Source organism: Microbacterium sediminis, from assembly GCF_004564075.1.
Classification (GTDB): domain Bacteria; phylum Actinomycetota; class Actinomycetes; order Actinomycetales; family Microbacteriaceae; genus Microbacterium; species Microbacterium sediminis.
The window spans coordinates 79157-104363 of the sequence record NZ_CP038257.1 but is presented as its reverse complement, the minus strand read 5'-3'; the positions used below and the strand labels follow the sequence as shown (position 1 = coordinate 104363).

General features: G+C 67.6%; 29 protein-coding genes and 2 pseudogenes. 14 read left to right on the top strand and 17 right to left on the bottom strand.

Going from position 1 to position 25207, the window contains the following annotated elements:
• Nucleotides 1-368: 368 nt before the first annotated feature.
• Nucleotides 369-536: pseudogene (locus E3O41_RS14545) on the top strand (helix-turn-helix domain-containing protein); the annotation flags it as partial.
• Between the two features lie 87 nt (nucleotides 537-623).
• Here the strand turns inward: E3O41_RS14545 and E3O41_RS13870 are convergent.
• A complete protein-coding gene (locus E3O41_RS13870) occupies nucleotides 624-2129 on the bottom strand; it encodes an aldehyde dehydrogenase family protein (protein ID WP_244927282.1) in 1506 nt (501 codons plus the stop codon).
• Between the two features lie 214 nt (nucleotides 2130-2343).
• On the opposite strand from E3O41_RS13870, the gene E3O41_RS13865 reads away from it, so the two are divergent.
• From E3O41_RS13865 to E3O41_RS13840, 6 genes are read left to right on the top strand one after another with little or no spacing between them, the layout of a single operon-like run.
• Nucleotides 2344-3786: a Rieske 2Fe-2S domain-containing protein gene (locus tag E3O41_RS13865; protein ID WP_228164524.1), complete on the top strand. Its 1443-nt coding sequence runs from the start codon at nucleotides 2344-2346 to the stop codon at nucleotides 3784-3786.
• Nucleotides 3783-4373 (top strand): 3-phenylpropionate/cinnamic acid dioxygenase subunit beta, encoded by a 591-nt coding sequence (locus tag E3O41_RS13860; protein WP_062633826.1) that lies wholly within the window; start codon nucleotides 3783-3785, stop codon nucleotides 4371-4373. Before E3O41_RS13865 ends, E3O41_RS13860 begins: the two co-directional genes overlap by 4 nt.
• On the top strand, nucleotides 4370-4714 hold the full coding sequence (locus E3O41_RS13855) for a hypothetical protein (RefSeq protein ID WP_062633828.1): 345 nt from the start codon (nucleotides 4370-4372) through the stop codon (nucleotides 4712-4714). Before E3O41_RS13860 ends, E3O41_RS13855 begins: the two co-directional genes overlap by 4 nt.
• Entirely contained in the window at nucleotides 4695-4889 is a 195-nt protein-coding gene (locus E3O41_RS13850) for a ferredoxin (RefSeq protein WP_062633830.1), read from the top strand. The genes E3O41_RS13855 and E3O41_RS13850 overlap by 20 nt, the downstream gene beginning before the upstream one ends.
• 10 nt (nucleotides 4890-4899) lie before the next feature.
• Nucleotides 4900-6138, top strand: a complete 1239-nt coding sequence (locus E3O41_RS13845; RefSeq protein ID WP_062633832.1) for an NAD(P)/FAD-dependent oxidoreductase — start codon at nucleotides 4900-4902, stop codon at nucleotides 6136-6138.
• The gene (locus E3O41_RS13840) at nucleotides 6135-6974 is read left to right on the top strand and encodes an aldo/keto reductase (protein WP_135012839.1); all 840 of its coding nucleotides are present in this window, start codon (nucleotides 6135-6137) and stop codon (nucleotides 6972-6974) included. The genes E3O41_RS13845 and E3O41_RS13840 overlap by 4 nt, the downstream gene beginning before the upstream one ends.
• 99 nt (nucleotides 6975-7073) lie before the next feature.
• Here the strand turns inward: E3O41_RS13840 and E3O41_RS13835 are convergent, their stop codons facing one another.
• Together E3O41_RS13835 and E3O41_RS13830 are read right to left on the bottom strand one after the other, a co-directional pair.
• Nucleotides 7074-7856 carry an IclR family transcriptional regulator gene (locus E3O41_RS13835; RefSeq protein ID WP_039712028.1) on the bottom strand — a complete coding sequence of 261 codons (783 nt, stop codon included), beginning with the start codon at nucleotides 7854-7856 and terminating at the stop codon, nucleotides 7074-7076.
• A gap of 180 nt (nucleotides 7857-8036) precedes the next feature.
• Nucleotides 8037-8402 (bottom strand): hypothetical protein, encoded by a 366-nt coding sequence (locus E3O41_RS13830; protein ID WP_135012837.1) that lies wholly within the window; start codon nucleotides 8400-8402, stop codon nucleotides 8037-8039.
• A 384-nt stretch (nucleotides 8403-8786) separates the two neighbouring features.
• Between E3O41_RS13830 and E3O41_RS13825 the strand changes: the two genes are divergently transcribed.
• Nucleotides 8787-9308 (top strand): putative antibiotic biosynthesis monooxygenase, encoded by a 522-nt coding sequence (locus E3O41_RS13825; protein WP_162303983.1) that lies wholly within the window; start codon nucleotides 8787-8789, stop codon nucleotides 9306-9308.
• Here E3O41_RS13825 and E3O41_RS13820 read toward each other — a convergent pair.
• Nucleotides 9229-9546, bottom strand: a pseudogene (locus E3O41_RS13820) (hypothetical protein); the annotation flags it as partial. The gene E3O41_RS13825 and the pseudogene E3O41_RS13820 sit on opposite strands and share 80 nt — an antisense overlap.
• Nucleotides 9547-9663: 117 nt before the next feature.
• Between E3O41_RS13820 and E3O41_RS13815 the strand changes: the two are divergent.
• Both E3O41_RS13815 and E3O41_RS13810 read left to right on the top strand, forming a co-directional pair.
• Nucleotides 9664-10746: an IS110 family RNA-guided transposase gene (locus tag E3O41_RS13815; RefSeq protein WP_179954891.1), complete on the top strand. Its 1083-nt coding sequence runs from the start codon at nucleotides 9664-9666 to the stop codon at nucleotides 10744-10746.
• Nucleotides 10747-11099: 353 nt separating this feature from the next.
• The gene (locus E3O41_RS13810) at nucleotides 11100-11429 is read left to right on the top strand and encodes a hypothetical protein (RefSeq protein WP_026095586.1); all 330 of its coding nucleotides are present in this window, start codon (nucleotides 11100-11102) and stop codon (nucleotides 11427-11429) included.
• On the opposite strand, the gene E3O41_RS13805 is transcribed toward E3O41_RS13810, so the two are convergent.
• Both E3O41_RS13805 and E3O41_RS13800 read right to left on the bottom strand, forming a co-directional pair.
• Nucleotides 11410-12256 (bottom strand): IS5 family transposase gene (locus tag E3O41_RS13805; protein WP_425325892.1). Its coding sequence is split into 2 segments (ribosomal slippage): nucleotides 11410-11908 and nucleotides 11907-12256, totalling 849 coding nucleotides; the frame shifts between segments, so codons are not numbered across the junction. The two genes, E3O41_RS13810 and E3O41_RS13805, sit on opposite strands and share 20 nt — an antisense overlap.
• 378 nt (nucleotides 12257-12634) lie before the next feature.
• On the bottom strand, nucleotides 12635-13717 hold the full coding sequence (locus E3O41_RS13800; protein ID WP_135012832.1) for an IS110 family RNA-guided transposase: 1083 nt from the start codon (nucleotides 13715-13717) through the stop codon (nucleotides 12635-12637).
• 453 nt (nucleotides 13718-14170) lie between these two features.
• Here E3O41_RS13800 and E3O41_RS13795 point away from each other — a divergent pair, with 453 nt between their 5' ends.
• Entirely contained in the window at nucleotides 14171-15355 is a 1185-nt protein-coding gene (locus E3O41_RS13795; protein ID WP_244927293.1) for an Eco57I restriction-modification methylase domain-containing protein, read from the top strand.
• A 268-nt stretch (nucleotides 15356-15623) separates the two neighbouring features.
• Here the strand turns inward: E3O41_RS13795 and E3O41_RS13790 are convergent, their stop codons facing one another.
• From E3O41_RS13790 to E3O41_RS13770, 5 genes are all read right to left on the bottom strand, one after another.
• Nucleotides 15624-16049, bottom strand: coding sequence for a hypothetical protein (locus tag E3O41_RS13790; RefSeq protein WP_005050749.1), 426 nt, complete (start codon nucleotides 16047-16049; stop codon nucleotides 15624-15626).
• Between the two features lie 35 nt (nucleotides 16050-16084).
• Nucleotides 16085-16486: a hypothetical protein gene (locus E3O41_RS13785; RefSeq protein ID WP_005050751.1), complete on the bottom strand. Its 402-nt coding sequence runs from the start codon at nucleotides 16484-16486 to the stop codon at nucleotides 16085-16087.
• Entirely contained in the window at nucleotides 16483-17307 is an 825-nt protein-coding gene (locus tag E3O41_RS13780) for a hypothetical protein (protein WP_047801722.1), read from the bottom strand. The genes E3O41_RS13785 and E3O41_RS13780 overlap by 4 nt, the downstream gene beginning before the upstream one ends.
• Complete coding sequence (locus E3O41_RS13775; RefSeq protein WP_005050756.1) at nucleotides 17307-18935, bottom strand: hypothetical protein; 1629 nt, start codon at nucleotides 18933-18935, stop codon at nucleotides 17307-17309. Before E3O41_RS13775 ends, E3O41_RS13780 begins: the two co-directional genes overlap by 1 nt.
• Nucleotides 18936-19035: 100 nt before the next feature.
• Entirely contained in the window at nucleotides 19036-19272 is a 237-nt protein-coding gene (locus tag E3O41_RS13770; protein WP_043340519.1) for a hypothetical protein, read from the bottom strand.
• Between the two features lie 93 nt (nucleotides 19273-19365).
• Between E3O41_RS13770 and E3O41_RS13765 the strand changes: the two genes are divergently transcribed.
• Complete coding sequence (locus tag E3O41_RS13765) at nucleotides 19366-19899, top strand: helix-turn-helix transcriptional regulator (RefSeq protein WP_005050761.1); 534 nt, start codon at nucleotides 19366-19368, stop codon at nucleotides 19897-19899.
• A gap of 5 nt (nucleotides 19900-19904) precedes the next feature.
• On the opposite strand, the gene E3O41_RS13760 is transcribed toward E3O41_RS13765, so the two are convergent.
• From E3O41_RS13760 to E3O41_RS13740, 5 genes are read right to left on the bottom strand one after another with little or no spacing between them, the layout of a single operon-like run.
• A complete protein-coding gene (locus tag E3O41_RS13760; protein WP_135012830.1) occupies nucleotides 19905-20657 on the bottom strand; it encodes an HNH endonuclease family protein in 753 nt (250 codons plus the stop codon).
• Complete coding sequence (locus tag E3O41_RS13755) at nucleotides 20654-21130, bottom strand: hypothetical protein (protein WP_135012828.1); 477 nt, start codon at nucleotides 21128-21130, stop codon at nucleotides 20654-20656. The genes E3O41_RS13760 and E3O41_RS13755 overlap by 4 nt, the downstream gene beginning before the upstream one ends.
• Complete coding sequence (locus E3O41_RS13750; protein WP_135012826.1) at nucleotides 21130-21432, bottom strand: hypothetical protein; 303 nt, start codon at nucleotides 21430-21432, stop codon at nucleotides 21130-21132. The genes E3O41_RS13755 and E3O41_RS13750 overlap by 1 nt, the downstream gene beginning before the upstream one ends.
• Entirely contained in the window at nucleotides 21425-21676 is a 252-nt protein-coding gene (locus tag E3O41_RS13745) for a hypothetical protein (RefSeq protein WP_005050769.1), read from the bottom strand. Before E3O41_RS13745 ends, E3O41_RS13750 begins: the two co-directional genes overlap by 8 nt.
• A complete protein-coding gene (locus tag E3O41_RS13740; RefSeq protein ID WP_135012824.1) occupies nucleotides 21676-22560 on the bottom strand; it encodes a hypothetical protein in 885 nt (294 codons plus the stop codon). The genes E3O41_RS13745 and E3O41_RS13740 overlap by 1 nt, the downstream gene beginning before the upstream one ends.
• A 152-nt stretch (nucleotides 22561-22712) precedes the next feature.
• Between E3O41_RS13740 and E3O41_RS13735 the strand changes: the two genes are divergently transcribed.
• Entirely contained in the window at nucleotides 22713-23372 is a 660-nt protein-coding gene (locus E3O41_RS13735; protein ID WP_005050774.1) for a type IV toxin-antitoxin system AbiEi family antitoxin domain-containing protein, read from the top strand.
• A complete protein-coding gene (locus E3O41_RS13730) occupies nucleotides 23365-24426 on the top strand; it encodes a nucleotidyl transferase AbiEii/AbiGii toxin family protein (RefSeq protein WP_135012822.1) in 1062 nt (353 codons plus the stop codon). Before E3O41_RS13735 ends, E3O41_RS13730 begins: the two co-directional genes overlap by 8 nt.
• A gap of 167 nt (nucleotides 24427-24593) precedes the next feature.
• Here the strand turns inward: E3O41_RS13730 and E3O41_RS13725 are convergent, their stop codons facing one another.
• Nucleotides 24594-24914 (bottom strand): hypothetical protein, encoded by a 321-nt coding sequence (locus E3O41_RS13725; RefSeq protein ID WP_090586853.1) that lies wholly within the window; start codon nucleotides 24912-24914, stop codon nucleotides 24594-24596.
• Nucleotides 24915-25207 lie beyond the last annotated feature (293 nt).

Below are 25207 nucleotides of genomic sequence, written 5' to 3'. Positions count from 1 at the left end.
AACGACAGCTGATCATCGCAACGAAGCGAAAGACCACCACTCAAACGGACGCGGCCACCCCGAGATGGTGACGGACCCTCGAACACCCGACCGGATCGCGTCTCTGTACTCTCAGAATGGTCTGTCATTCGACGGGGCAGTGGTACTGAATTGGCCCCGCGCTCTCGTCGAAGTCCGCCGGTCCATCGCAGCGGGATCGTCGCTTTCCGACGTTCGTGTACGACTGGGCCGGCTGCTCGAATCGGCGTCCGGATAGACCTGGACGGGATCGCCTTGCCCTTGATGGCGGCCCTGAGGGCCGGCAGGAACGATACAGTTTCTGTTGTGCAGAGAAATAGAGCAGCCGACGGAGTCGATGCGGCTCCGCAATACCGATCGAGTCGGTCGACAATGCCCTGAAACTCCTGCTCCTGCTCGGTGAGAAGAACGAACTTCGACTGACGGACGCCAGCAAGCACCTGGGTGTCGCGACCTCAAACGTTTTCGGCGCCCAGGCATCCCTGCAGGCGGCCTTCGCCTCGACGGGGTTTGCCCGAGGCTGACGGGAACAGCGCCTCCCAGCACCGCCGGCATGGATCGCGCCGCGCTTGCTGCGACGACGTACAGCGCGCAGCGCTGCCCCCCTACGAGAGCAGAACGGTCACGGTCTTCGTCTCGGTGTACGAGATCAGTTCGTCGAGGGACTCCTCGCGGCCGATCCCCGAAGCCTTCACCCCTCCGAACGGCAGTCCCCAGAAGTGCCGGCTGCCACTGTTGACGAGGATGTAGCCGGCCTCGATCTGCCGGGCGACGACGTGGGCGCGCGTGACGTCGCGCGTCCAGATGCTCGAGGTGAGCCCGTACTGGACGCCGTTGGCGATCCGTACGGCCTCCTCGTCGGCGTCGAAGGTGGTGACGGAGAGGACGGGGCCGAAGATCTCGTTCTGCTCGACGAACGACCCGGGGCTGACACCGGTGAGCAGCGTCGGCTCGACGAACCACCCCTCATCGAGGCCGGCGGGACGGCCGCCGCCCGTCGCCACGGTGGCACCCGCCTTCCTGCCTTCGGCGATGGCGCTGATGGACTTCTGGAACTGTGCCTCCGACACGAGCGGGCCCATGTCCACGGACGGGTCCAGCGGGTCTCCCACCCGGATCGCGGCCATGCGCTCGGCGACCCGGCCGATCACTTCGTCGGCCACCGAGGAGTGCACGAGCAGGCGGCTCGTCGAGCCGCAGCTCTGTCCGGCGACCCACGTGAAGTTCATACCCGCGACGGCACCGGCCGCAGCCGCCTCCAAATCGGCGTCGGCGAAGACGATCTGAGCGTTCTTTCCGCCCAGTTCGAGCGACACGTGCTTGACTCCGGTCTCGGCTGCATCCCGCTGGATCGATTGCCCCGTCGCGGTGGACCCGATGAAACCGATCCGGCGGACCTCGGGATGACGCACCAGCGCGCGTCCGGTCACCGCGCCGCGACCGCTGACGGTGATCAACAGATTGTCCGGGAGGATCCCGACCGCGAGCTCGGCCAGGCGCAACGAAGACAGCGGCGTCTGGTCCGGGGCCTTGAGGACCACGGCGTTGCCGGCGACGAGGGGCGCGGCGACCTTCGCCGCCGCGAAGAAGAAGGGATGGTTGAACGCACCGATACGCGCGACCACTCCGTAGGGCACCTGCATGGTGTAGTGGAGGTTCGTGCTCACCGGAATCGTCCGGCCACCGAGGTCGAGCGCCATGTCGGCGAAGATCTCCATGAGTTCCGCCGCCGCGTCCACATCGCCCCTCATCATCGAGAGGGTGAACCCGCCGTCCAGTGCGTCGAGAGTGGCGAGCTCCTCACGGTGCTCTCGGATCGTCGCAGCGAGTTGCCGGATCACGGCGGCCCGGGCTCGGGGCGGCATCGCGCCCCAGGCCGGCTGCGCAGCCTGCGCCGCCGCCACCGCGCGCCCGACCTCCTCCTCGGAGAGGTCGGGGGCGGAGGTCAGGGGACGCCCGGTCGTGGGGTTCTCGACCTCGTAGCGCGCGGCACTGGCCCACGGCTTGCCATCGAGAGTGACGGTCCATTCCCGGTCTGCGACATCGGTCGACGGGCTCATCATTGACTCCTCGTTTCCAGCAGAAGCGGTTTCTGTGTTCCAGAGGAGCATGCCCACCCTCTGGGACGGGAGGATGGTCCTCGCAGCCGCGACGCATCGCCTCCTCCTCCGAGCGCGGCCGCGAAGGCCTTCCTCGGGCCCACTTGACGTAAGGCGCGCGTGTGTGGCAGAATCAATTTCTGCACATCAGAAACTATGCCTCGGCCTGCTTCGACGTGCGACGTCGGAGCGGTGTCGAAGCATTACACTACGGATAGGCGCGACGATGAGCACTTCCAGCATGACGATCTACGACGAGATCCGTCGCGGAATGATACCGGCGTACATCTACAACGACGCGGAGATCTTCGCGCGCGAACGAAAGAACCTTTTCAGCCGCGCCTGGCTGTTCGTGGGCCACGAGTCCGAGATTCCTCAGGCCGGCGACTACGTCGTCCGGCGAATACTCGACGACTCGTTCATCATCGTCCGCGACGAGAAGGGTGAGATCCGCGCCCACTTCAACATGTGCCTGCATCGCGGCATGCAGGTCTGCCGGGCCGAGATGGGGAACGCCTCGCACTTCCGCTGCCCGTACCACGGGTGGTCCTACCGCAACGACGGACGCATCGTCGGACTCCCCTTCCACGAGGAGGCCTACGGCGGCGAGGCCGGGTTCAGCCGAAAGGGCGCACGGCTCCTGCCGGCGCCGAACCTCGGTATGTACAACGGCCTGATCTTCATCAGCATGGACCCGGATGCGCCGAGCCTCGAGGACTACATCGGCGACTTCAAGTTCTATCTCGACTACTACACCCGGCAGAGCCCCAGCGGCATCGAGCTCCGGGGCCCGCAGCGGTGGCGCGTCAAGGCGAACTGGAAGATCGGCGCCGAGAACTTCGCCGGCGACATGTACCACACGCCCCAGACGCACACCTCGGTCGTCGAGATCGGGCTGTTCCGCGAGCCGAAGGCCGAGAAGCGCAAGGACGGCAACACATACTGGGCCGGCAACGGAGGCGGCACGACCTACAAGCTCCCGCCGGGCACGCTCGAGGAGCGGCTGCGGTACGTCGGCTACCCGGACGAGATGGTCGAGCGGATGAAGGCGACCTGGTCTCAGGAGCAGCTCGATGTCATCGGCCGCGACGGGTTCATGATCTCCGCGGCCTCGCTCTTCCCGAACATGTCCTTCGTCCACAACTGGCCCAAGGTCGAGGAGGGTTCGGACGAGGACGTGCTCCCGTTCATCTCCATCCGGACGTGGCTTCCGATCAGCGAGGACGAGACCGAGGTGTACTCCTGGTTCGCGGTCGACGCTGAGGCTCCGGAGGAGTTCAAGGCACTGTCGTACAAGGCCTACCTGATGTGCTTCGGGTCGACGGGCATGTTCGAGCAGGACGACGTGGAGAACTGGGTCTCGCTCACGAACACGGCGAAGGGATCAATGGCGCGGCGCCTGCTCCTGAACAGCCGCATGGGCATCCTCAAGGATGGATCGCCGGTCGTCGAGCCGCTCGGCCCCGACCAGTTCGCCGGCCCCGGCGTCGCGCACGTGGGCTACGGCGAGTACAACCAGCGCCATCTGCTCCACCGCTGGGCGGACTACCTGGAGTCGGAGTACGAGGGCGTCGACTTCCGTGCCCTGTCGATCGGCGGCGAGCCGCCACTGGATGTCGAGCCCCGACCTGCGGGCATCACGAACAATGGTCAGAAGGTGGTCCGATGATCGAGGAGACCGGCAAGGCAGTTTCCGAAGTCTCCCGGCTTCGCAAGTCGTCAACCCTCGCCGACCGGGTGGGCTCGTCCCTGCCCTTCACGAGCGAGCTGCACGCCACGATCCATCGCTGGCTCGTCGAAGAGGCCTACACTCTCGACCAGCAGCGGTATGAGAGCTGGCTGGACATGCTGACGGAAGACATCCACTACGTCATGCCCGTCCGCGTGACCACCGCACTCGGCACGCCCTTCAGCACGTCCCCCGGGATGGCGCACTGGGACGAGAACAAGTACTCGCTCAGCCGGCGCGTCGCACGGTTCCTTACCGAGCATGCCTGGACCGAGGACCCTCCGTCCCGGCTGCGTCACTTCGTGACCAACGTGCGGGTGTTCGAGACCGACGTGCCCGGCGAGGTGCTCGCCGACTCCGCGATGCTGCTGTTCCGCAGCCGAGGAGACGTGAACGAGCCGTCGATCATCTCCGCCCACCGGGAGGATGTGTTCCGTGACGTCGGAGGCGAGTACAAGCTCGCGCGCCGCGTCATCCTCGTCGACGAGTCGGTGCTGCGCACCCAGAACCTGGCGATCTTCCTGTGACCCTGGAGTGGGAAGGCGCCGACGTCGATCGGGCCGCCGCGATCGCCGCCGCCGAGGAGCGCGCACGTTTGGTCGCGCGCACCGTCGGCGAGCCGCTCACGATCGCCAACGAGTTCTCTGAGATCACGGTGAGCCGGGTCGAGACCCGCAACGGGACGCGTCTGCTCATCGACTCTCCGAAATCCGGACAATGGATCGCACTCGACCCGCTCGAGCTGGAGGCGCTCACCTGGCAGACCGTCCAGACGTTCTCAGCGATGATCGGGTCGCCGTACGCGCCCATGTTCCCCGACCCCGACCCATCATCAACGAGGAATGACCATGGCCACGGTGAAGGCTGACCTCTCCCTCTGCCAGGGCTACGCGAACTGCGTCGTGGCCGCGGGAGACTACTTCGACATCGACGACGACGGCAAGGTCGTGCTCTTGCAGCTCGAGGTGCCGGACGCGGAGCGCACTCGCGTCGAGGAAGCCGCCCGAAGCTGCCCGGTCTCGGCGCTGTCTGTCGAGGGTTGAGCCGATTCGCATGTCTCACGTCGTCGTCGTCGGTGCTTCCGTCGCCGGAGTCAAGCTCGTACAGAATCTTCGTTCGGAGGGGTTCACCGGCGCGATCACGCTGGTGGACCAGGAGAGCCATCCCCTCTACGACCGTCCCCCGCTGTCGAAGAAGTACCTCAGCGGCGCCGCATCCGACCCGGAGATCGCGCTGACGACGGCGGAAGCGCTCGAAGGCCTGCGGGTCGAGACCCGTTTCGGCGTCGCCGCGACCGAGCTGGATCCTGCCGGCAAGACGCTGACGCTCGCCGACGGCAGCGAGCTGACCTACGACATCCTCGTCATCGCGACGGGTGCCCGAGCTCGCCGAACCCCGTGGGCTTCCACTCCCGGCGTCCACGTGCTGCGTACCCGCGCCGATGCCGACGAGCTGCGCAAGGAGCTCGTTCCGGGCCGCCACCTCGCGGTGGTCGGCGCCGGATTCATCGGCGCCGAGGCGGCCGCCACAGCGCTTGCGGCCGGTGTCAAGGTCACCATCATCGAACCGATCGGTGCTCCGATGGGCCGGGCGATGAATATGGAAGTGGGCGGTATCTTCGCGGAGAAGTACCGCAGGGAGGGTGCTGAGCTACGCTTCGGCGTCTCCGTCGAGAACGTCGAGCGCACGGGTGACCGCGTCCAGGTCACGCTCACCGATGGCGCGACGCTGGATGTCGACGCTGTCCTGCTCGGTATCGGAGCGGTCGTCAACACGGAGTGGCTCGAGTCGTCGGGCCTCGCGCTGGATAACGGTGTCGTCTGCGAAGGCACGCTTGCCGCCGTCGGCGTCTCCCACGTGTATGCGATCGGCGACGTGGCACGATTCATGAACCGACGGCATCCCGACCCGATCCGGTTGGAGCACTGGACGAGCGCGACGGATCAGGCGCTGATTGTCGCGCATAACATCGCTCACCCGGATGACCTGCGCAGCTACGACCCGACGGAGTATGTGTGGAGCGACCAGTACGACTGGAAGATCCAGATCGTCGGGCATACCGGATCTGATCACTGGACGATGGTGGGCGACCCTGCGCAGGACCGCTTCGCCGTCGTGTACGGCGAGAGCCAAGGGCAGGCCGAAGGTGCCGTCATCGTGAACTGGCCGCGTGCCCTCGTCGACGCCCGCCGCTCGGTCGCCTCGCGAGCGAAGGCGGACGAGCTGATACATCGGCTGCGCGCCCTCCTCGAGCCCTCGAGCACGGCTCCGGCGAAGGCGGCCGCCCGATGAGAGCTGACGACACCACCCTCCCCCTCCTGCACGGTCACCGCATCCCGCGAATCGGGGTGGGCACGTGGCCACTCACGGGAGACGAGTGCGCAACGATGGTCGAGAAGGCGGTCGGCTACGGTTACCGCCTGTTCGATACGGCGTACAAGTACGCGAATGAGGAGGCCGTCGGTGCCGGTCTGCGTGCATCGGGCATCCCTCGTGACGAGGTCTTCATCACGAGCAAGTTCAACAAGGAGGACCACAGCGTCGAGGGAGTGCAGCGCGCGTACGACCGATCGCTGAAGACCCTTCGCGTCGACTACCTCGATCTGTTCCTGATCCATTGGCCGGTTCCGGCCCTCGACCGATACGTCGAAGCGTGGAAGGGTCTGGTGAGACTGCTCGAAGAGGGACGAGTGAAGGCGATCGGCGTCTCCAACTTCAAGTCTCACCACCTTCAGCGCGTCGTCGACGCGACCGGTGTCGTCCCCGACGTCGATCAGATCCAGCTCAGCGTCGACATCGCCCGTGTCGAACAGCGCAGCTTCCAGCGCGCTCACGGCATCCTGACCGAGGCGTGGAGCCCGCTCGGACGCGGAGGAGCCCTGCTGTCCGATCCCGCGGTGACCGCGATCGCGTCGAAGTATGACAAGTCGCCCGCACAGGTCCTACTGCGCTGGCACATCGAGGAAGGGATCGTTCCCCTCCCGCGCGCCGGCGATGAGAAGCATCTCGCGCAGAACATCGACGTCTTCGATTTCACGCTCAGCTCGGAGGATATGGCGACGCTGAGTGGGCTGGATCAAGGCGAAGAAGCCGCCCGCGACCCGGACGATCCGGCCAACGGGCACTGAGGCCCACGGCGGCGGGTCGGTCGCTCCCGCAGCCACGCTCATCAGCGGCGTGTTCGCGTGCGCAGCGCATCCATGGGCGCTACGACGACCCGGGCCGGTTCACCCCAACAGTTCGGCGAGGCGGATCGCGGCGTCCTGCAGTGACCGCGCTAGGGACTTGACCTTGCCCGGCGGTAACCGCTGCACGGGCGCGGAGGCGTTGATCGCCAGTCGCAGTCCCGACGAGACGTGGACCGGGACCGCGACGCTCGCCACGCCGTCCTCGCTTTCCTGCCGATTCACGGCATAACCGTCCAGTCGTGTCCGAACCAGTTCGGCGACGAGTTCGTCTCGGGAACGTATGGAGTTCGGTGTGACGATCTCGAGCTGCTCGTCCGGGTACAGCCGGAAGAGCTGCTCGTCGCTCAGCTCGGCAAGCAGCGCCTTGCCGGTCGAGGTGCAATGCGCCGGCAGGGTCTTGCCCAGTCTCGAAACCACGCGCACGGCCACATCGGGCTCGGCAACGGCGAGGAATCGGACATGGTTGCCCTCGAGCGTGCCCAGGTGGCAGGTCTCACCGAGGGCGGCGCTGAGGTCCTCGAGGATCGGCTGCGCCAGTCTCGGGACATCCATCCTGCGCAGCACCGAGAAGGCCACCGTCGTCAGCGCCGGGCCAGGGCCGTAAGCCTTGGTCACCGGGTTCTGCCGCACGAAGCCGCGCCATGCCAGCATCGCGAGAAGTCGGTGCGCGGTCGAGGTCGCCACCCCGAGGAGGGCACCGGCGTCCGTGAGCCGCAGCTCGTGCTCCTCACCCAGCAGCAGGATCAGCTTCAGCGCGTTGTCGACCGACTCGATCGGATACTGGGGTGGATCGCCCGGCGACCCGAGCTGTCGATTCTGCACGGCAGAAAGCTTACTTGCAACGTGGGCGCGCTCCTCCTGCACCGCGCGCTCCGATGCCGACCCGACAGGCGGGAGGATCGTCTCCGCGGTGCCACTGCAGCCCGTGCCACCCCACGCCGCCCGCGTGGCTCCCTGTGACGGCCCCGACGGCCCAGGCGCTCTACGGTCGGAGCAGGACCTTCAGGCTGCTGGACGCGTCGCGGGACTGCTCGAAGGCGGCGGCGGCATCGTCGAAGGCGAACTCGTGGGTCGCCAGCGGCGACAGATCGATCCCCTGGGCGTCGGACGCCTGACGATCGACTCGAGGACGGCCTCGTACTCGCGATGAGCGATGGCGAACGACTGCGGGTGCCACAACTGATAGATGTGTAAGCAGCGTTCCGGGTAGGAGTCCACTACCCGCCCCAACGGGATGTCTGCACGCGCGACGCAGCAGCGGAGGAACGCGTGGTGCGCCACCAGCCAGGCGTCCATGTCACCGACTGCCAGCGCCGCATCCATTAGCGTCCCGTACTCGCGCGAAGCGCCGATCTCGGAGCGCAGCATCCGTCCACCGTCCGGCGCGCGCCTAAGGACTCCAGCTGAAGCCGGACACCGTAGAGCTGGTCGACCTCTTCTACGTCCGGGTGATACACCGTCGCTCGGCGATGGTATCGGCCTCGTTTGAGCCTTTCTTCCCGCAGCAAGCGAAACGCCTCGTGCAAATGACCTCCCCGTCGATCCAGGTCTTTCAACTTTCCATCCTGCGTGAGGCGGCAGTGGCGGTGACACTCCACTGCTCGGAAGAGCACTATTTCGCGCTATTGATCCGGACCCCGATGGTCGGAAGCTGTTCAGTGCCGCGTCATCGGCGCAATACGCTGGGAGACGGGGCTTCCTCTGCCCCGGGAGGACACCATGCAACCAGATAACCTCACGGTCACGGCTCGGGTGGCGCGCACAGCCGTCCCCGGGCGGCTGGACGATCTCACCGAGTGGGCGCATGGTTTCACCGGCCGGGCCCAGTCGTTCCCCGGCTACCGGGAGTCGAAGGTCCGAGTCTCGGAACGGCACCGGCGCCAGGTTGTCGTCGAGATCACGTTCGCTTCCCCCCATGACCTCATCCGGTGGGAGGACAGTAAGGAGCGGCAGGCGCACCTGCAACAGGCCGTGCCGCTCACGATCGGGCAGGCCCGTCCACTGACTCCGGACGCCCTCACCGGTGCAATCCCGACGGCCGGTCCCGCGCGCCCGCGGTGGTGGACGGCGATTTTAGTGTGGATCGCGCTGGTACCGCCTGCCATGTTCAACGCCTACTTCATCGCTCCGCTCCTGACCGGCCTGCCGCCGTACCTCCAGATCCTATGTACGACGCCACTGACCGTCGCGTGCGTCATCTGGGTGATGTTGCCTCTATTGCACGCGCTCGAGGAGAGCATCCGCCACTGGCTCGCGTGGCGGCGCGGGCGCTGAGCGTCTGCCCCATTAGGCGCTGTCGCGGCGGGCAAAGCCCTCTCCGCTCCCTCTTGTCAATCTTGCCTACCTTGGTGAGGGGCATGTCGTCGACGGCGATCAGCCGCTCGGGGTGCTTATGCTTAGCCACCCCGGCGGACTCCATGGCGGCGCGGATCCGTTCGAGCCCGAGCGGGCCGCCCTCCTTGAGACTCACGTAGACGCATACCCGCTCGCTGAACACGGGGTCGAGCATCGCGACGGCGGCCGCTAGACGCTATGGGGTGTTGAGCCTGGGGCCCCCGCTCGCATAGACCGTGGGTTGCGAGCCCGGTGTCGCGGGCTTGCCGAGCCACATATGTGAGGGAGGCCCCAGTTGATTTCTGAGCGTACGAGCGTTGGGCTGGATGTGCACGCGCGCAGCACAGTCGCGGCCGCGATCGATGAGCGCAGCGGTGAGCTCATCCAGCGGCGCATGGGTGCGGGGACGGAGGAGATCGTCGCGTGGGTGACGAGTCTGCCCGGCCCGGTCGCGGCGACCTACGAAGCCGGCCCGACCGGGTTCGGACTGGCCCGTGCGTTGACAGCCGCGGGAGTGCGGGCGGTGGTCGCAGCTCCCTCGAAACTGCAGCGCCCCGTCGGGGACAGGGTCAAAACGGACATGCGCGACGCGGTCCATCTGGCCCGGCTGCTGCGGCTGGGCGAGATCGTGGAGGTGACCGTTCCGAGCGTTCAGGCCGAAGCGGCGCGGGACCTGGTGCGTGCCCGCGAAGATGCCCGCGGGGATCTGATGTCGGCGCGTCACCGAGTGAGCAAGCTGCTGCTGCGGCAGGGCATCCAGTACGCGGGCGGGAAGGCATGGACCGTCGCGCACGACACGTGGCTGCGCCAGCAGCGGTTCGAGCTGACCGGGTTGCAGGCCGCATTCGATGCTGCCTATGACGCGATGGTCCAGGCCGTCGACCGACGCGACCGGCTCGACACGGCGATCAAGGAGATGGCCGCTGACAGCGAGTTCACGGCGGTCGTGGACCGGCTCTGCTGCCTGAGGGGCGTCTCGACGCTGACCGGGTTCGCTCTCGCCGTCGAGGTCGGCGACTGGTCGCGCCTGGACGGGCACCGCATCGGCGCCTACGTCGGTCTGACGCCGTCGGAGTCCTCGTCCGGGGCGTCGCGGGCGTTGGGCGGGATCACCAAGACCGGCAACGGCCACGCCCGCCGGCTGCTGATCGAAGCGGCCTGGCACCACCGTCCCGCCTACCGGCCGTCGTCGCCGATCATGCGCGCCCGCTGGGACCGGGCCAGCGCCGCCGCGCGCGCTCGAGGACACGCGGGAAACCAGCGCCTTCACCACCGCTGGCAGACGTTCCAGGCCCGCGGGAAGCGCACCGTCGTCGCCAACGCCGCGATCGCCCGCGAACTGGCCGGCTGGTGCTGGTCCCTGGCCGTCATGACCTGACAGCACCTTCGAGTTTCCGGTCGTCGATGGTGGTGACGGCAGCGTCCGGGCGACTCGCGACGCGCCCTATGAGCAACCCGCAGGTCGGGTCACGCTCGATCTCTAGACTCGCGTGACCGCCCCGCCGAACAAGCCGTCATGCGGTAACCAACCCGCGGATATCAGAGTGACAACGCGTCGAACATGACACGCGCGTCACCACCCGGGACGACCGGAACGAGCGGACGCCGTCGCCGACGGGCACGGCGTCCGCTCACCCCTGCACTTGACAAGACCCCACCCCATATCAGGGCGTGTTGATCAAGAAGGTGCGGGGTGGCCAGCCGCCGTGAGTTGCGCGGGAGAATGGGCGTGTGAAGATCCAGGTGCTGCATATCGAGGATTGCCCGAATTGGCAGGAGGCGGGCGATCGAGTACGGCTGGTGCTCGACTCGATCGGACGGGGCGATGTTCCGGTGGAGTTCGTGTTGATCCGCACCGAGGCTGAGGCGGTGAGCTCTGGTTTCGCGGGCTCGCCCACGATTCTTCTGGACGGTCAGGACTTGTTCCCGTCCCAGGGGAACACTGCCGACTTGGCGTGCAGGGTCTATCTGACCGAGCGCGGCTTTGCGGGTGCGCCGACGGTGGGACAGCTTGAGCGCACGCTGCAGGAGCGCGAAGCGCTCAGCGGAGATCGGTCTTGATCCAGATCAGCGCCGCGGCGAGGCTGACGGCGGCTCGGTAGTTGCGGGCGAGTTTGTCCGAGCGCATCGCGATGCCGCGCCACTGCTTGAGACGGTTGAAGCAGCGTTCTACGACGTTGCGTCCCTTGTAGCGTTCCTTCTGCTTGTCGCCGAAAGCGATCGGCCGGCCCGGCTTCTTGCGGCGGTGCGCGATCTGGTCGTCCCGCTCGGGGATGGTCGCCGCGATCCTCCGGTCGCGGAGCCAGGCGCGGTTCGCCCTTGAGGGGTACCCCTTGTCGGCGAGCACCCGGTCGGGGTGGGTGCGGGGGCGGCCCTTCCCGTCGCGGGGAACGCGGATGTTCTCCAGCACCGCGCTCATCATCGTGGTGTCGTTGATGTTCCCGGCGGTGATCATCATGCTCAGCGGCCGGCCGCGGCCGTCGCAGACCAGGTGCAGTTTGGTCGTCAGCCCGCCGCGGGAGCGTCCGATCCCGTGATCAGGCGGCTCGGACCACGGATTCTTGTGATTCGGCACAGCCCCCTGTGTCCCGGGCGAGGGTCGCGCCGTGCTGATGCACGCGCGCGATCGTGGAGTCGATCGAGACGACCCAGTCGATTTCCCCAGCGGCGTCGGCCTGCTTCTGCACCTCGGTGAGCAGCTTCTGCCAGGTGCCGTCCCCGGCCCACCGGTTGAACCGCTTGTAGATCGAGTTCCACTTCCCGAACCGTTCCGGAACGTCACGCCACGGCGCACCGGTCCGGTACTTCCACGCCATCCCCTCGATAGCGAGCCGGTGATCCGTCCACGGCCGCGACCGACCGGTCACCGTCGGCATCAACGGCTCCATCACGGCCCACACCTCGTCAGAGATCTCCTGTCGCGTCACCGTTCAAGACTCACCCACCGAGGAGCGGAACCTCTTGATCAACACGCCCTGATATGGGGTGGGGTGTTGTCAAGTGGCAGGGGTGAGCGGACGCCGTGCCCGTCGGCGACGGCGTCCGCTCGTTCCGGTCGTCCCGGGTGGTGACGCGCGTGTCATGTTCGACGCGTTGTCACTCTGATATCCGCGGGTTGGTTACCGCATGACGGCTTGTTCGGCGGGGCGGTCACGCGAGTCTAGAGATCGAGCGTGGCCCGCTGGGCGGGTTGCTCATAGGGCGTGTCGCGAGTCGCCCGGACGCTGCCGTCACCACCATCGACGACCGGAAACTCGAAGGTGCTGTCAGGTCATGACGGCCAGGGACCAGCACCAGCCGGCCAGTTCGCGGGCGATCGCGGCGTTGGCGACGACGGTGCGCTTCCCGCGGGCCTGGAACGTCTGCCAGCGGTGGTGAAGGCGCTGGTTGCCTGCGTGTCCTCGGGCTCGCGCGGCGGCGCTGGCCCGGTCCCAGCGGGCGCGCATGATCGGCGACGACGGCCGGTAGGCGGGACGGTGGTGCCAGGCGGCTTCGATCAGCAGCCGGCGGGCGTGGCCGTTGCCGGTCTTGGTGATCCCGCCCAACGCCCGCGACGCCCCGGACGAGGACTCCGACGGCGTCAGACCGACGTAGGCGCCGATGCGGTGCCCGTCCAGGCGCGACCAGTCGCCGACCTCGACGGCGAGAGCGAACCCGGTCAGCGTCGAGACGCCCCTCAGGCAGCAGAGCCGGTCCACGACCGCCGTGAACTCGCTGTCAGCGGCCATCTCCTTGATCGCCGTGTCGAGCCGGTCGCGTCGGTCGACGGCCTGGACCATCGCGTCATAGGCAGCATCGAATGCGGCCTGCAGCCCGGTCAGCTCGAACCGCTGCTGGCGCAGCCACGTGTCGTGCGCGACCGTCCACGCCTTCCCGCCCGAGTACTGGATACCCTGTCGCAGCAACAGCTTGCTGACCCGGTGACGGGCGGACATCAGATCACCGCGGGCATCCTCACGGGCGCGCACCAGATCCCTGGCGGCCTCGGATTCGACACTCGGGACGACCACCTCGACGATCTCCCCGAGGCGCAGGAGGCGTGCCAGGTGCACCGCGTCACGCGCGTCGGTTTTCACCCGGTCTCCGACCGGTCGTTGCAGCTTCGACGGGGCAGCGACCACGCATCGCACTCCCGCGGCCGTCAACGCGCGAGCCAGTCCGAACCCTGTCGGGCCGGCCTCGTACGTCGCCGCGACCGGGCCATGCAGGCCCGTCACCCACGCGACGATCTCCTCGGTGCTGGAGCCCATGCGCCGCTGCACGAGCTCCCCGGTTCTCTCATCGATCGCGGCCGCGACAACGCTCCGCGCGTGCACATCCAGCCCGACACTCGTACGCTCAGATATCAACTGGGGCCTCCCTCACGTATGTGGCTCGGCAAGCCGGGTAACAACCGGCCCGCAACCCACGGTCTACGCGGGCGGGGGCCCCAGGCTCAACACCCCATAGCGTCTAGATCGAAGCTGTCATAGCGGTAGACGAGGTCCTCCACCTCTTCGCACGAAATCTTCTCGCTGCCTCGGTTGATCATGTCGAGATGTAGCCATCCTCGGTGAAGGACCGCGCGTTCGTCTCAGGTGCGCGGTAGCATCCGCGCGGGGTGTAGCGGATCGGTTTCCTGCTCGAGCATAGATCGACGGCTCATCAGATGCCTCCAGAGTTCTTTTCGTCGGTTATGTCGGTGTGGTGATCAGCGGCGGCGCTGGCGCTTGCCGCCCCAGAACGCGCGGACTGCCATGGTGATCGCTTCGTCTTTGGTGAGGCGATCACCACGGGCCGCGGCTTCGTCGCGTGCCTGGTTGATGTACTCGAAGACGTCCGGAGGTAGTCGGAAGGTCGCGGGGTGTTTTTCGATGCGCTGGACATTGTACGGGCCGCGCTTCTTGCCGGTGCGGGGCGACGTGTCACACCCCAATCAGGGCGGCTTCGACGTCGTCATCGGCAACCCACCCTACGTCAACCGGCGCGAGCTCAGCTACCGCATCACCGGCTTCGAGACAGACAACGTCGACGACATCTACGCCTCCTGCTGCGAGCGCTCGGCGCAGATCACGCGCCCGGATGGCCGGCTCAGCCTGATCGTTCCCATCCGCAGCCAGTTCGCCGATCGCGACGAGTCACTGCGGAAGTTCTACGAGCGGCGGTTCGATGCGATCTGGGTGAGCACCTTCCAGGAACGCCCGGCTGCCCTGTTCCAGGTGAAGGTGCGCAGCACGATCATCACCGCCGCCGGGTATGGCAGCGTCTCCGAGCTGCACACGACGCTCACCCACAGCTGGATCGAGGCGTTCCGTCCGCATCTGATGGCGACACTGCGGTATTCGCTTCGGCCCGCCGGCTCGCGGACCCCGAACTGGATGCGCGCCAGCAGCGACGCGATGTTCGAGCTGATCGACACGCTGCTTGCGAAGGGCACGATCTCCTCGACGCCGCTTGTCCGTGTGAGCGACTACTCCGTCGGTTTCAAGAAGACCGCCACGTACTTCCTGAGCACGTACACGGTGCCGCCGGTCACCTACGACAAGACCACGCACGCCACGGTGCCCCTCAACGAGGGGAAGCTGTTCGTTCAGAACCGGAAGGACCAGCTCGCGGCCAGCGCGATCGCGGCGTCGCGGCTGGCGTTCCTGTGGTGGACGTTCACGGGCGACTGCTTCAACGTCACCAAGGGCACGATGTCGCAGATCCCATTCTCCCCGCACGCTTACGGGCAGGACACGTTCGATGCTCTGGTGGAGCTCGGCGAGAGGATCGAGGAGGCGCTGCCGGCCGTGCGCTCCTGGGATCTCAACTCCGGGAAGTACGTGGGCGGGTACGCGATCCCCGAACTGCGTCATCTCACCGGTCAGGCCGACGAGATCATGCTGGAGGCGATCGGCCGCATCGATCTGCTGCCGGAGATCCAGTACGCCCACGCCCGGATGTACAAGAGCACCGGGATTTCCGCGACGACACTGCGAAAGTTGCCGTTCGAGGTCGAGGTGTGACGCGCGACATCCGCACGGGTCCTTTGCCCTCGAGCGACTGCGATCGTTCGTCCGGGTCAGGATCCTCTGAGTGATGGATATGACAGGTAGGCGCTACCGGATGAGTTGACCCATCTCCCAGTCGCCGAGAGGGATCGTCCGACAAGTTCTGTCAGCGGTCCAAGCGGGACGGTGGCGGTCAGGTTGATCATCGCCGCACAGCATAGAACGCGTTCTCGAACTCGATGGGCGGGACGACACACCGACAGCGGTGGGGTGCCTACCCTTCTCAGGCGGAGTCACGGAGCGAGGTGACAAGCTCCGCGGGGAGGGCAAAGACCTTCTCGAGCAACGGGAGAAGGTCCCGGACTGCCTCGAGGTGCTGCTCTTCGGTCAGATCGTCGATCGCCGGAGGCTCGTCGCCAGTCCAGCCGATCGCTTCCGCCACGATCGTCAGGGACCAGGAGTCCCACCTGAGCCGCCCCTCGGATCGCAGCTGCTCCCGGAACTGACCGAGCACGCCCACGGGCTGAAACGCATTGCGATCGCGCGCGAGCTCGTCGCGAACGTACAACATCGCCGTTTCGAAACCGAGCAGGAACGTGTGCACTCGCTCGAACGTGACGGGCTGCCCGATATACATTCCGGATCGCTTCACGAATGCCTCGGCGATCGAGTAGACCGGCAACTCGGCCGGCCCGTTAGTTTCACTCATCTCGACTTCCCTGCCAGCAGCTCAGGAGACGGTCATTACCCGCGGCGCCGTTTGCGGCCCCAGTAGGCGCGAAGCGCAACGGTGACGATCTCGTCCTTGGTGAGGCGGTCGCCGCGGCTGGCTGCATCCTGCTTGGCCCAGTCCATCAGTTCAAGCGCGTCGTCGGGGAGACGGATCGAGACGGGCTTCTTCTGGACGTAGACGACGTTGTAGGGCCCCCGCTTCTTCTTCGCCGGCGGTGGCGTCTCCGCCTCGGCCGACTCAGGAGGCGTCGCGCTCGCCGCTGCCGGCTTCTGGCTTGCGCGAGGTGCGCGTGCGGGTGCTTCGGACGTCGCTGCCTGGTCGACGTCGCTGGTGACTTCCTCAGCGGGGGGCGCGGCCTTGCGTGCGCGGGGCTTCGCTGCAGCTGTGGGCTTCTTCGGGGCGGCCATGGTCACTGACCACCTCCTCGGTTTCCACGGCGGCGAGCGCGGCGCTCCTCGATGCGCCGCTTCTCTTCCATGCTGATGAGCTCCGCCGGCGACAGCGAGCGGGGGCGGCGAGTGCGGCCGCGCTCGGCCTGCCTCTGGTACTCGGTCGTCTTGGCCGTGCTGACGACGTTGAGGGTGACGCCGGTGATGGTGTCGCGGCTGGTGTCGAGGTTCACGTATCGGTTCTTCGACTCTTCGCGGAACCAGCCGAGGGCGTCGCCGCCGTTCTCGTGGATGCGCTTGAGCATCGTCGAGGCGTTGTACGAGTTGACCTCCATCACGCGGCCGTTGGAGAAGGTCAGGTGGGCGGTGATCTGCTTCTGCTTGTCGTGGGACTGGCCCTTGGCGGCGTTGCGGACCTGCTTGATCAGTTCGGCGTTCGCCTGCTCGCGGCCCTTCGCGGTGCGGCCCTTGGGGATGCGCATCTCGATGTACCGGTCGCCCCCGGTGGCGTATGCCACGTCGACGCGCAGCCGACCACCCTGGCGACCCTCAACGTAGGTGCCGCTGAGGTCTTCGGGGATGACGGGCTTGGCGCCGGCCTTGCCTCGCACGGGGGCGATCGAGCCGTCCTTGCGCCGGCGCCGCGGCGGGACGTGGGTGAGGCGTCCGGTGTCAGCGAGCTCCTGGAGCGCCTGGCGGTAGAGGGCGCCGCTGGTTTCGCCGTTGAGGATCTTGCGGACCATTCGAGGCGAGCGGTGCAGCTCCTCGGCGATCTCGGCCGTGCTGATGCCCTTGCGCCGCAGATCGCGGATGAGGTCTTGGGCGGTGCGCTGCTGGTCAGCCATCAGCCCTTCTCCTCTGCCTGCTCGAGCGCCTTGGCGATGCCGGCCCGCTCGGCACGTGCTTTCAGCGCGTCACGCTGCCGCAGCGTCTCCGGCGTGATGAAGGATCCGTTGAGGTAGCCCTGCAGGCGCAGGCGCCCGGTCTTGCCGTCGTCGCCGCCGCCGATGAACCGGTCCGGCAGGGACCACGCCGGCAGCTTGGTCGTGTAGATCGCATCACCCTGGATGCCGATGAGCGTCGAGGGGTCGACCGTGAGAGCACCGGAGGTGTAGCCGCCGAGGGAGCTGGGGCCGTGGAGGACGCGAGCGCGTGCGCGACCCCAGACCTGGGCGGCGAGCTCCGGGTGGTAGAAGCTTCGGGTGCGGTCGTTCGGGCGCGACGGGATGCGATAGATCCAGAGGTTGCCCTGTCGCAGCATCTTGGCCCTGTACTCGGGCGGGACGTCATCGGGCGACGCGGCGACGCGGGTCTCGTCGCGGCCCGCGGCGGCGAATGCACCGATCGAGTGCAGCATGATGTTCCGCAGCGCGGCGAGCACAGCGCGGCGCAGGTCCGGGTGCATCTCGTCCTGCAGCTGGACTCGCTCGCGGGCGCGCGTCATGCGCTCGGTGAAGGTGTCTAGAGGCTTGGCCTTGCGGAACACCACGGCCTCGTGAGGGCGGATCTCCCACCCGTGCTTGAGGGCGACGTGGATCTCGCTGCCGTCGGCCCAGGTGTCGTGCACCGCTCCGGGCCGGTTCGGATAGAACCAGCCTTCGCGAACGTCCAGGTGCTTCACACCGAGCAGGCCAACGTGGTTCCAGCCCTGAGGGACGCGGAACCGCACGTGGAAGCGGGCGCGCGCGTAGGGGTCTTGCTCGAGCAGCTCGTACGCGGCGGCCTGGTTCAGCCGGATCGCGGGGCCGATACCGAGCTCGCGCCCGACGCCGGCGAACATGAACCGGCCGTCGACGTAGGCGAACTCGCTGATCTTCTTCGTCTTGGCCGGGTCGATCAGCGGGACGCAGTCCTCGTGCTTGGCGAACGACTCCCCCGCGACCAGGTGGTCGTAGTGGTGCAGGCCCGAGGTGAAGTGGATCTCCTGGGCGATGTCGTCTTCGACCGGCACGGGGTTGATGTTCTTCGGCAGCGACAGCGCCCACAGGTTCGTTCCGGTGGCGGCAGGGCTGTTGAACAGGCGCGCGTTCTCGTCGGCGTGGCGAATGATCGACGCGGTGACGTTCCAGGCCAGACGAGCCTGGGCAGGGGTCAGCGGCCCGTCGCCGAACCACTCCTCCGCGGTGCGGACTTCGATCTTGAAGCCGGTGACCGCGTGCTCGAACCGACCGGTGGGCGGGCCGTTGTTGACCCAGTGGGCTCCGGGCTTCCAGTTCGGGGTCTGGACGTACAGCCAGTGCCGCACGCCAGGCGCAGGCTCGGGGCGCTTCCCGGTCAGCATGATGCGGTTAGCGCCGTACGAGGCAGCCGTGTCGAGCAGGTCCGTCAGGTTGGGGTTCTTGCGGCGCTCGCCGATGACGGGGCGAACGGGCGTGCCGGCGTCGGTGACGCCTTGCCCGGTGGTCTGGTCGACCCAGATCGTGGGCACGTCCTTCGGCGTCCACGGCTTGGGTCGGTAGTTCAGCTCGTCCATCTCACCCCCTCATTCGTCAGGTTATATTAGTCAAGAGTGCTTGAAAATTGCAATCAGATTTCGCAGTCGACGGGCGCTCCATGAAGGTCTGGCGGGGTCGCTAGGACGCGAGGCGGCCGCCGTAAGAGCGCCCGCGTCCGTGGTAGGACTTCTGCGCCTTCCGCAGCCCTTCCTCGGTCATCCCCAGCAGGAGGGCGATCTCTCGCTGGGTCAGCTCGGCCGCGCGCGCCTCGTCGACGACTTTGCCGCGGCGTTCGCGCAGCTCGTCCGCTTGCGCGAGCTGCTGGCCGATGCGACGGAGCTCCTCACGGATGGCGTCCGCGTCCTTGTTAGCCATGCGCCCCAGCATCCCCAACCAAGTTGGGTCTGGTTGCCGCGGCGCGCCGTAACCGCGAAAGTGGTTATATTCATCCAGCTGAGAGGAGCGCTGATGACCGGACGGCACCTCACCACGGCGGACGTCGCCGAGAAGCTCGGCGTGTCCGTCGTCGCGGTCTACAAGATGCGCTCCATCAGCAACAAGCTGCGCAGAGCCGGCCAGGAGGGTCCTCTGCTCCCCGAGCCGGTTGCCATAGAAGGCAACTCCCCGCTCTACGACGAGGCCGCGATCGACGCATTCGCGCAGGAGCGCGCGCGCAGGGCGCCCTCGCAGCGCGGCCGCCGGCCGCGACTGATGCCGGGACTGGCTCGCGATGCGGCTTTCGCGGAGCGGTTGCGGGCGGCGATCGCGGACGGGGCGGGGGCGCCCGAGGTTCCCACGCAGGCGGCTCTGATCGACCTGCTCGGCTTGAACGTCGTCACGTTCGGTGAGCGGATGCGAGGGCGCACCCGCTGGACCGACGCCGAGCTCGAGGTGATCAGACGCACCCTCGGTGTCGACACGACGGATGCGAACGAGGTCGTAGACCGCGCTCGCGCAGCCAAGCGTCAGGCGCGCGCGGCGAGATCCCACGCGGGTTCGTAGCGGCTTCACGACATGCTCCCGCTCTCGTCGCTGGCTTGCTGGGCAGCGCAGGTTGAGAGCGTGTCCACGAGCGCACCGCGGTCGGCTTCGTCGACCGCGAGGTGCCAGGTGTCGACGATCTCCGTGTAGCGGGCGACGTAGGTGCACACGTAGTCGGCGTTCGATGGCAGCCACAGGGCTGGCCCGTGGTCGTTCTTGGCCGCATTCGTGTTGCCATCGACGGCGACGATGTTGTCGAACGAGTTGGCGAACTGAATGCGCTGCTGCTCGGTCCACGCCCACGCGCCCCCGGCGTGCGCCGCCGAAAGGCTGACGATGTGGTCGATCTGGACGCCGGAGCTTCCCGGGGCTCCAGGGGCGGCGATCCGGTCGTGCTCGAACTCAATGCGTGTGCCCGTGTACGGATCGGGGTCGAGCACGCCGGAGAGCACCGTGCAACCGTCACGGACGACGTCCTGCAGCTGGACGGCGAGGAGATCGTCTCGCTGATCGCAGCCGTTCCCCTCGATGTCGATCCAGCGCTCGCCGAACATGGCCCGGCGATACTCGGGAATCTCCTCGGTTGGATCGATCAGCGGCAGCTCCTGCGCGACTGCGGCGAGCGCGGTGTAGTCGTAGGTCGGGTCCGGGGCGGGTGCCTGCGGGCGCGTCCATGTGTCGATCCAGGAAGTGATGCCCAGCTGGTGGGCGCCGAAGCCGAGCGCGAGAGCTGCGACCGCGGCGAGGGCTGTGCTGGCGCGGCGGGTGCGTCGGTTCACCTGCGCTCCTCGGCCTGTGCGGTCTCGGCTTGGTCGAGCAGCAGTATGGTTCGGGCGATCTGGGTGCGTGCCTCGTCGATGACCTCGAGGGTTTCGTCGTCGGCGTCGAGCTCTGAGAGTGCGTGGCTCTGGCGGCGGAGCTGGTCGCCGAGGTGGAACATGCCGGCACTGAGGAGGACCTCGTCGAGCGCGGCCGCGCGGGCGCCTTGGTGGTCGGCGCTGACGGCGAGGTCGTCGATGATCTCGATGAGGGTTGCGCGGGATCCCATCGTTGGGTCCTCTCCTGGAGTGAGCTCGCGGAGCGCTTCACGGTTGAGCAGCGTCTGGAAGAGCCTGTGCATCCGTTGGGTGAGGGGGCGGCCGTCGCGGCGGGTGCAGTTGAGCGCGAACTCGCGGAAGCTCCATCGGACGGTGACGGGTGTGCCGGTCTGGATGGTCATGGCTTCCTGGAGGCGCACAGCGATGTCGATCATCAGTGCTCCTCGGTTCGGCCCAGGTGGGGGATCTGCTTGAGGTGGGCGCCGCGGCCGTTGCCGAGCTGGGGGGAGATCGCGCAGCTGGGCAGGTGCACTCTCGCGTTCGGCCCGTGGCCTGCTGCCGCGTGGGGTGTGGGCTGCCGCGTTGGCCGGGTGTGCCGGGCGCCTCGCTGAGTCAGCGGGAGGGGGGTGAAGCGCAGCGACAGGGCCCAGCGATGGCCGCCGAGCGCGCGGACGACCCGCAGCCACTCTCCCTCTTTGGTGGGGTCGATGGTGAAGGTGTTCGGCTGGTCAGACATCTGCGGCTTCTTTCGGTGCGAAGGGGCTGTTCTTGGCGTCGCGGAGCATCTGCCGGGTGATCGGCTCGGTCTCCTCGAGCGAGGCGAGCGAGAAGTAGTGGCGGCGGGCGCGGGCCGCTTCGGTGCAGGTGAGCAGCTGGCGGTTGCCGTGGTTCGGGCATCCTCCCTTGCTGCGGCATCCGGCCAGGTAGCCGGCGGTGGTGCCGTGCAGGGCGGCTTCGAGGATGTCGAGCGTCTTGCTCATCAGGCGGCCTGCCGGAGTCCGAGGTCGTCACGGTCGCGGTCGATGGTGCGGACGTCGACGCCGAGCAGGTCGCTGAGCTGGGTGAGGCTGAGTCCGCGTTCGGTCCCGCGTCGGGTGGCTTCGAGGCGCTCGTCTCGGGTGAGGCGGACGTTCTGGCCGGCGAGAGCGAGCTCGATCGCGATCTCGTCGACCAGGGGTTCCTGCTCGACTGTGGGCGGTGCCGGGTCGGTGTCGATGTCGTCCCAGGCCAGCGGCGGCAGCCAGCCGTGCCGGCGTGCGACCGTGAGCGCGTAGGAGCGGCCGACCCGCTGCGCTCGGGTGTGGGTGGGGGGCTGCTGGTCCCAGAGCTCGTCGTAGAGCGCGGCGATGTCGTCGTGGACGCGGATGTCCACGTAGGCGCTTTCGAGTGCCTTGTTGACCTTCCAGCGCGGGTAGCCGAGTCGGCGTGCGATCTCGTGGTGGTTCCATCCGATCGCGGCCAGAGCCTGGAGGCGCCGCCGGGTGCCGCGGCCGTTGACTCGGCCCTGCGCGGCGAGAGTGCTGCTGTCGGGGGTGACTGCGAGGAGTTTGCGGGCGGTGGCGCCGGTGACGAACCGTGCCGTCTCGCTGTTGAGCAGGCGACGGACCGTGGCGCCGCCGACGCCGGCGCTGATGGCGATCCGTTCGGGGATCATCCCGGTGTCGACCAGTGCCTGCAGGTGCTGCCGGATCGGCTCGATGGGCTGGTGCGCGTCCTGGTATCGCCCGTAGGCCAGGAGACGGTAGCGGTCGCGGCGGCGGCGCGCGTTGCCGTCCATGCAGGCGCGGCACCCGCAGAGGTGGACGACGTAGCAGGTGGAGGTCAGCCCGTGCTTGTGGTCCGGCGGGCAGGTGTGGGTCCGCATCTTCTCCTCCTCACAGATGGTTATATTCCCGAATATAACCCGTTCCCGAGGGTTTGGAACCCCCTCACTGCTAAGGGGTGGCCCCAGAGGCTCGAAGTCGACAATCTGACCGAGCTACAACGTTTGTTGCGGTTTCTCGCTACACTGTGCGCATGGCAGGATCAACTTTCGCTCGTCTGGGCGAGCTCGCGTCACAGCGTTGGGGCCTGGTGACCACCGCCCAGGCGCTCGAGGCTGGCGTGGCGCGCCCGACCCTGACGCGCCTCGCCAACAGCGGCGCGCTCATCCGCGTCGCGCGCGGCGTCTACCGCCTCGCCGGCGCGCCAGAGCACGAGCAGGAGGCGATCCTCGCGACCTGGCTCGCCCTCGGCGGCGCCGACCGTCCCCGCACAGACACCGGCGTCCCGCCCGTCGTCGCCGCAGGCCAGACGGCCGCGCAGCTGCATGGCATCGGCGACTGGTTCCCCGGGCCACTCGAGTTCGTCGTTCCCACCCGCCGCGGTACCCGCCTGGACGGGGTGCGGCTCCGCACCCGCGAGCTCGCGCCCACCGAGGTGGTCTCCGTCGACGGGATGCCGACCATGAGCGTCGAGCGCACGATCGCCGACCTGATCGAGCAGTGGGTCGACCGCTCCCTCGTCGCCGATGCGCTCGCCGACGCCGCGGACGCGGGAAAGCTGCTCTCCCCCGCCCGCCTGACCGAGTATCTGGAGCCGCTGGCCAAGCCCAACAAGTACCCCTCGGGTGCCGCGCTCGCGGCTGATCTGCTCGCTCTTGCGGGCGTCGACGCGGTGGTGCCGGCCGATGCCTGAGCCCGACGGCTACAAAGACTGGACGGGGCTTGCGCAGGCGATCAAGGCGGCCGCGACGAAGGCAGCCGGTGACGGCGCGAGCGCGCTGGATGTGAATGCGCAGATCGTGCAGGCACAGCACGATCGTTTCCTCAGCCGGGTCTTTGCGGAGGGGGAAGAGTCCGAGTGGCTGCTCAAGGGCGGCACGGCGATGCTCGCCCGGGTGCCGAAGTCACGGTCGACGAAAGACCTGGATCTGGCCTCGACCGGCGCCGCCGATCTGGATGCCGCGCAGCAGGCGCTCGAGCAGGCAGCCGCGCGTGATCTCGGCGACCATGTGCGGTTCCAGCTCACCCGTGCCCGTGCGACCGGGCGAGGAGAGAACCAGCCGGGTGTCGCGACCCGGCGCCTGGTGTTCACATGTCTGGACGCGAACACCGGCCGGAGGATCTCCGACATCCCCATCGACGTGGTCGTCGGCCCTCCCCCGGTCGGCCGCGTCGAGACGATCGAGCCGTCGACGCGGCTGCAGCTGGGGCGGCCGGTCCCGTCGCACCCCTACCGGCTGTTCCCGATCTCCGATCAGGTCGCGGAGAAGGTCACTGCGACGATGAGCACCTACAACGGCCGCCCCAGCAGCCGCGCGAAAGACCTGGTGGACATCGTCACCATTGCACGCACGCAGCACGTCGACCTGCGCGAGCTGCAGATGGCCATCGACGCGAAGCGTGCACTGTCAAAGCTCGACTCGTTCACGACGTTCACGGTCCCGGACGGTTGGGACGGTCCCTACCGGGTGCTCGCGGCCGGCACGCCCTCAGCCGGCGGGATCACCGATCTGGGTGAGGCCGTGGCTCTCGCGCGTCAGCTGATCGATCCCGCGCTCGCCGACGCGCCCGTGCAACCGGGGACGGTCTGGGTCCCTGGCTCAGGCTGGACACAGAACCCTCCGCCGCCGGAGCCGGGCGGCAGCGGATCCCCTTCGGGGGAGGTCCACGTGCGCGCGCACGTGCGCTCCGGTTATCCGGCTCTTCGGACATTCGGTGGGGGTCATGGGGTGAGGGCATGTACCTGATGCCCGAGCCGACAGCCAACCGGACAGCTGTGTTGGTCTAACGCGGTGCCGTGCGATCGGTTCAATGCGAGTGCCCGCGCCTCCACAACAGTGGGCGGCGGCTTCAACTCAGAAGCGCGACCCCGAGCCCAGTCGCAGGCCCGCGCCATTGCGATGGGTGCGGCTCGTCAGTTGGCGCCGGGGAGTCCTCGGGCTAGCGGGGACTGCAGCGGTGTGAGATGCGGGATCGGGATCGGCTTCGAACGCGTCGAGGCGACCTTCCCGCTCCGCTGCGCCATGGCAGTCAGTCGAACGTCTTCGCGCGTCGCGTGATGGCTGGCTCGCAGACCCGGCCGCATCCAGATCGCCTCGTACCCGCCGCTCGCCGCGCGCTCCACGTAGGCGATCAAGCGCTCGGCGCTTGCTTCGTCGATGCCGGCGTCGCACAGCCGCCAGGCGCCCTGGCCGAGCGGCTCGAACACCAGCCTTTGTTGATCTGCGGTGATCATCAGTACCTCCAGATCAACAATGCGCTGACAGCCGTCGTCTGCATCCCCCCTTGACAACGACCCTGGCTAACGCACGTCCGGGCGCGCGACGAGGGAAGCCTGCACGTCGAATACGACGACGACGGTGCTCCGGAGCACGAGTACGCCGTACATGAGGTGACGCTAGTCCCGGTCCTTCTGCAGTGCTCCGTATATGAGTTGGTTCTCGACGGCGCATCCGATGAGCTCGCCGGACTCCCGAACGTTGAAGAGCGGGTCGGCGATTCGATCTACACCGACGCAGAGGACTACTA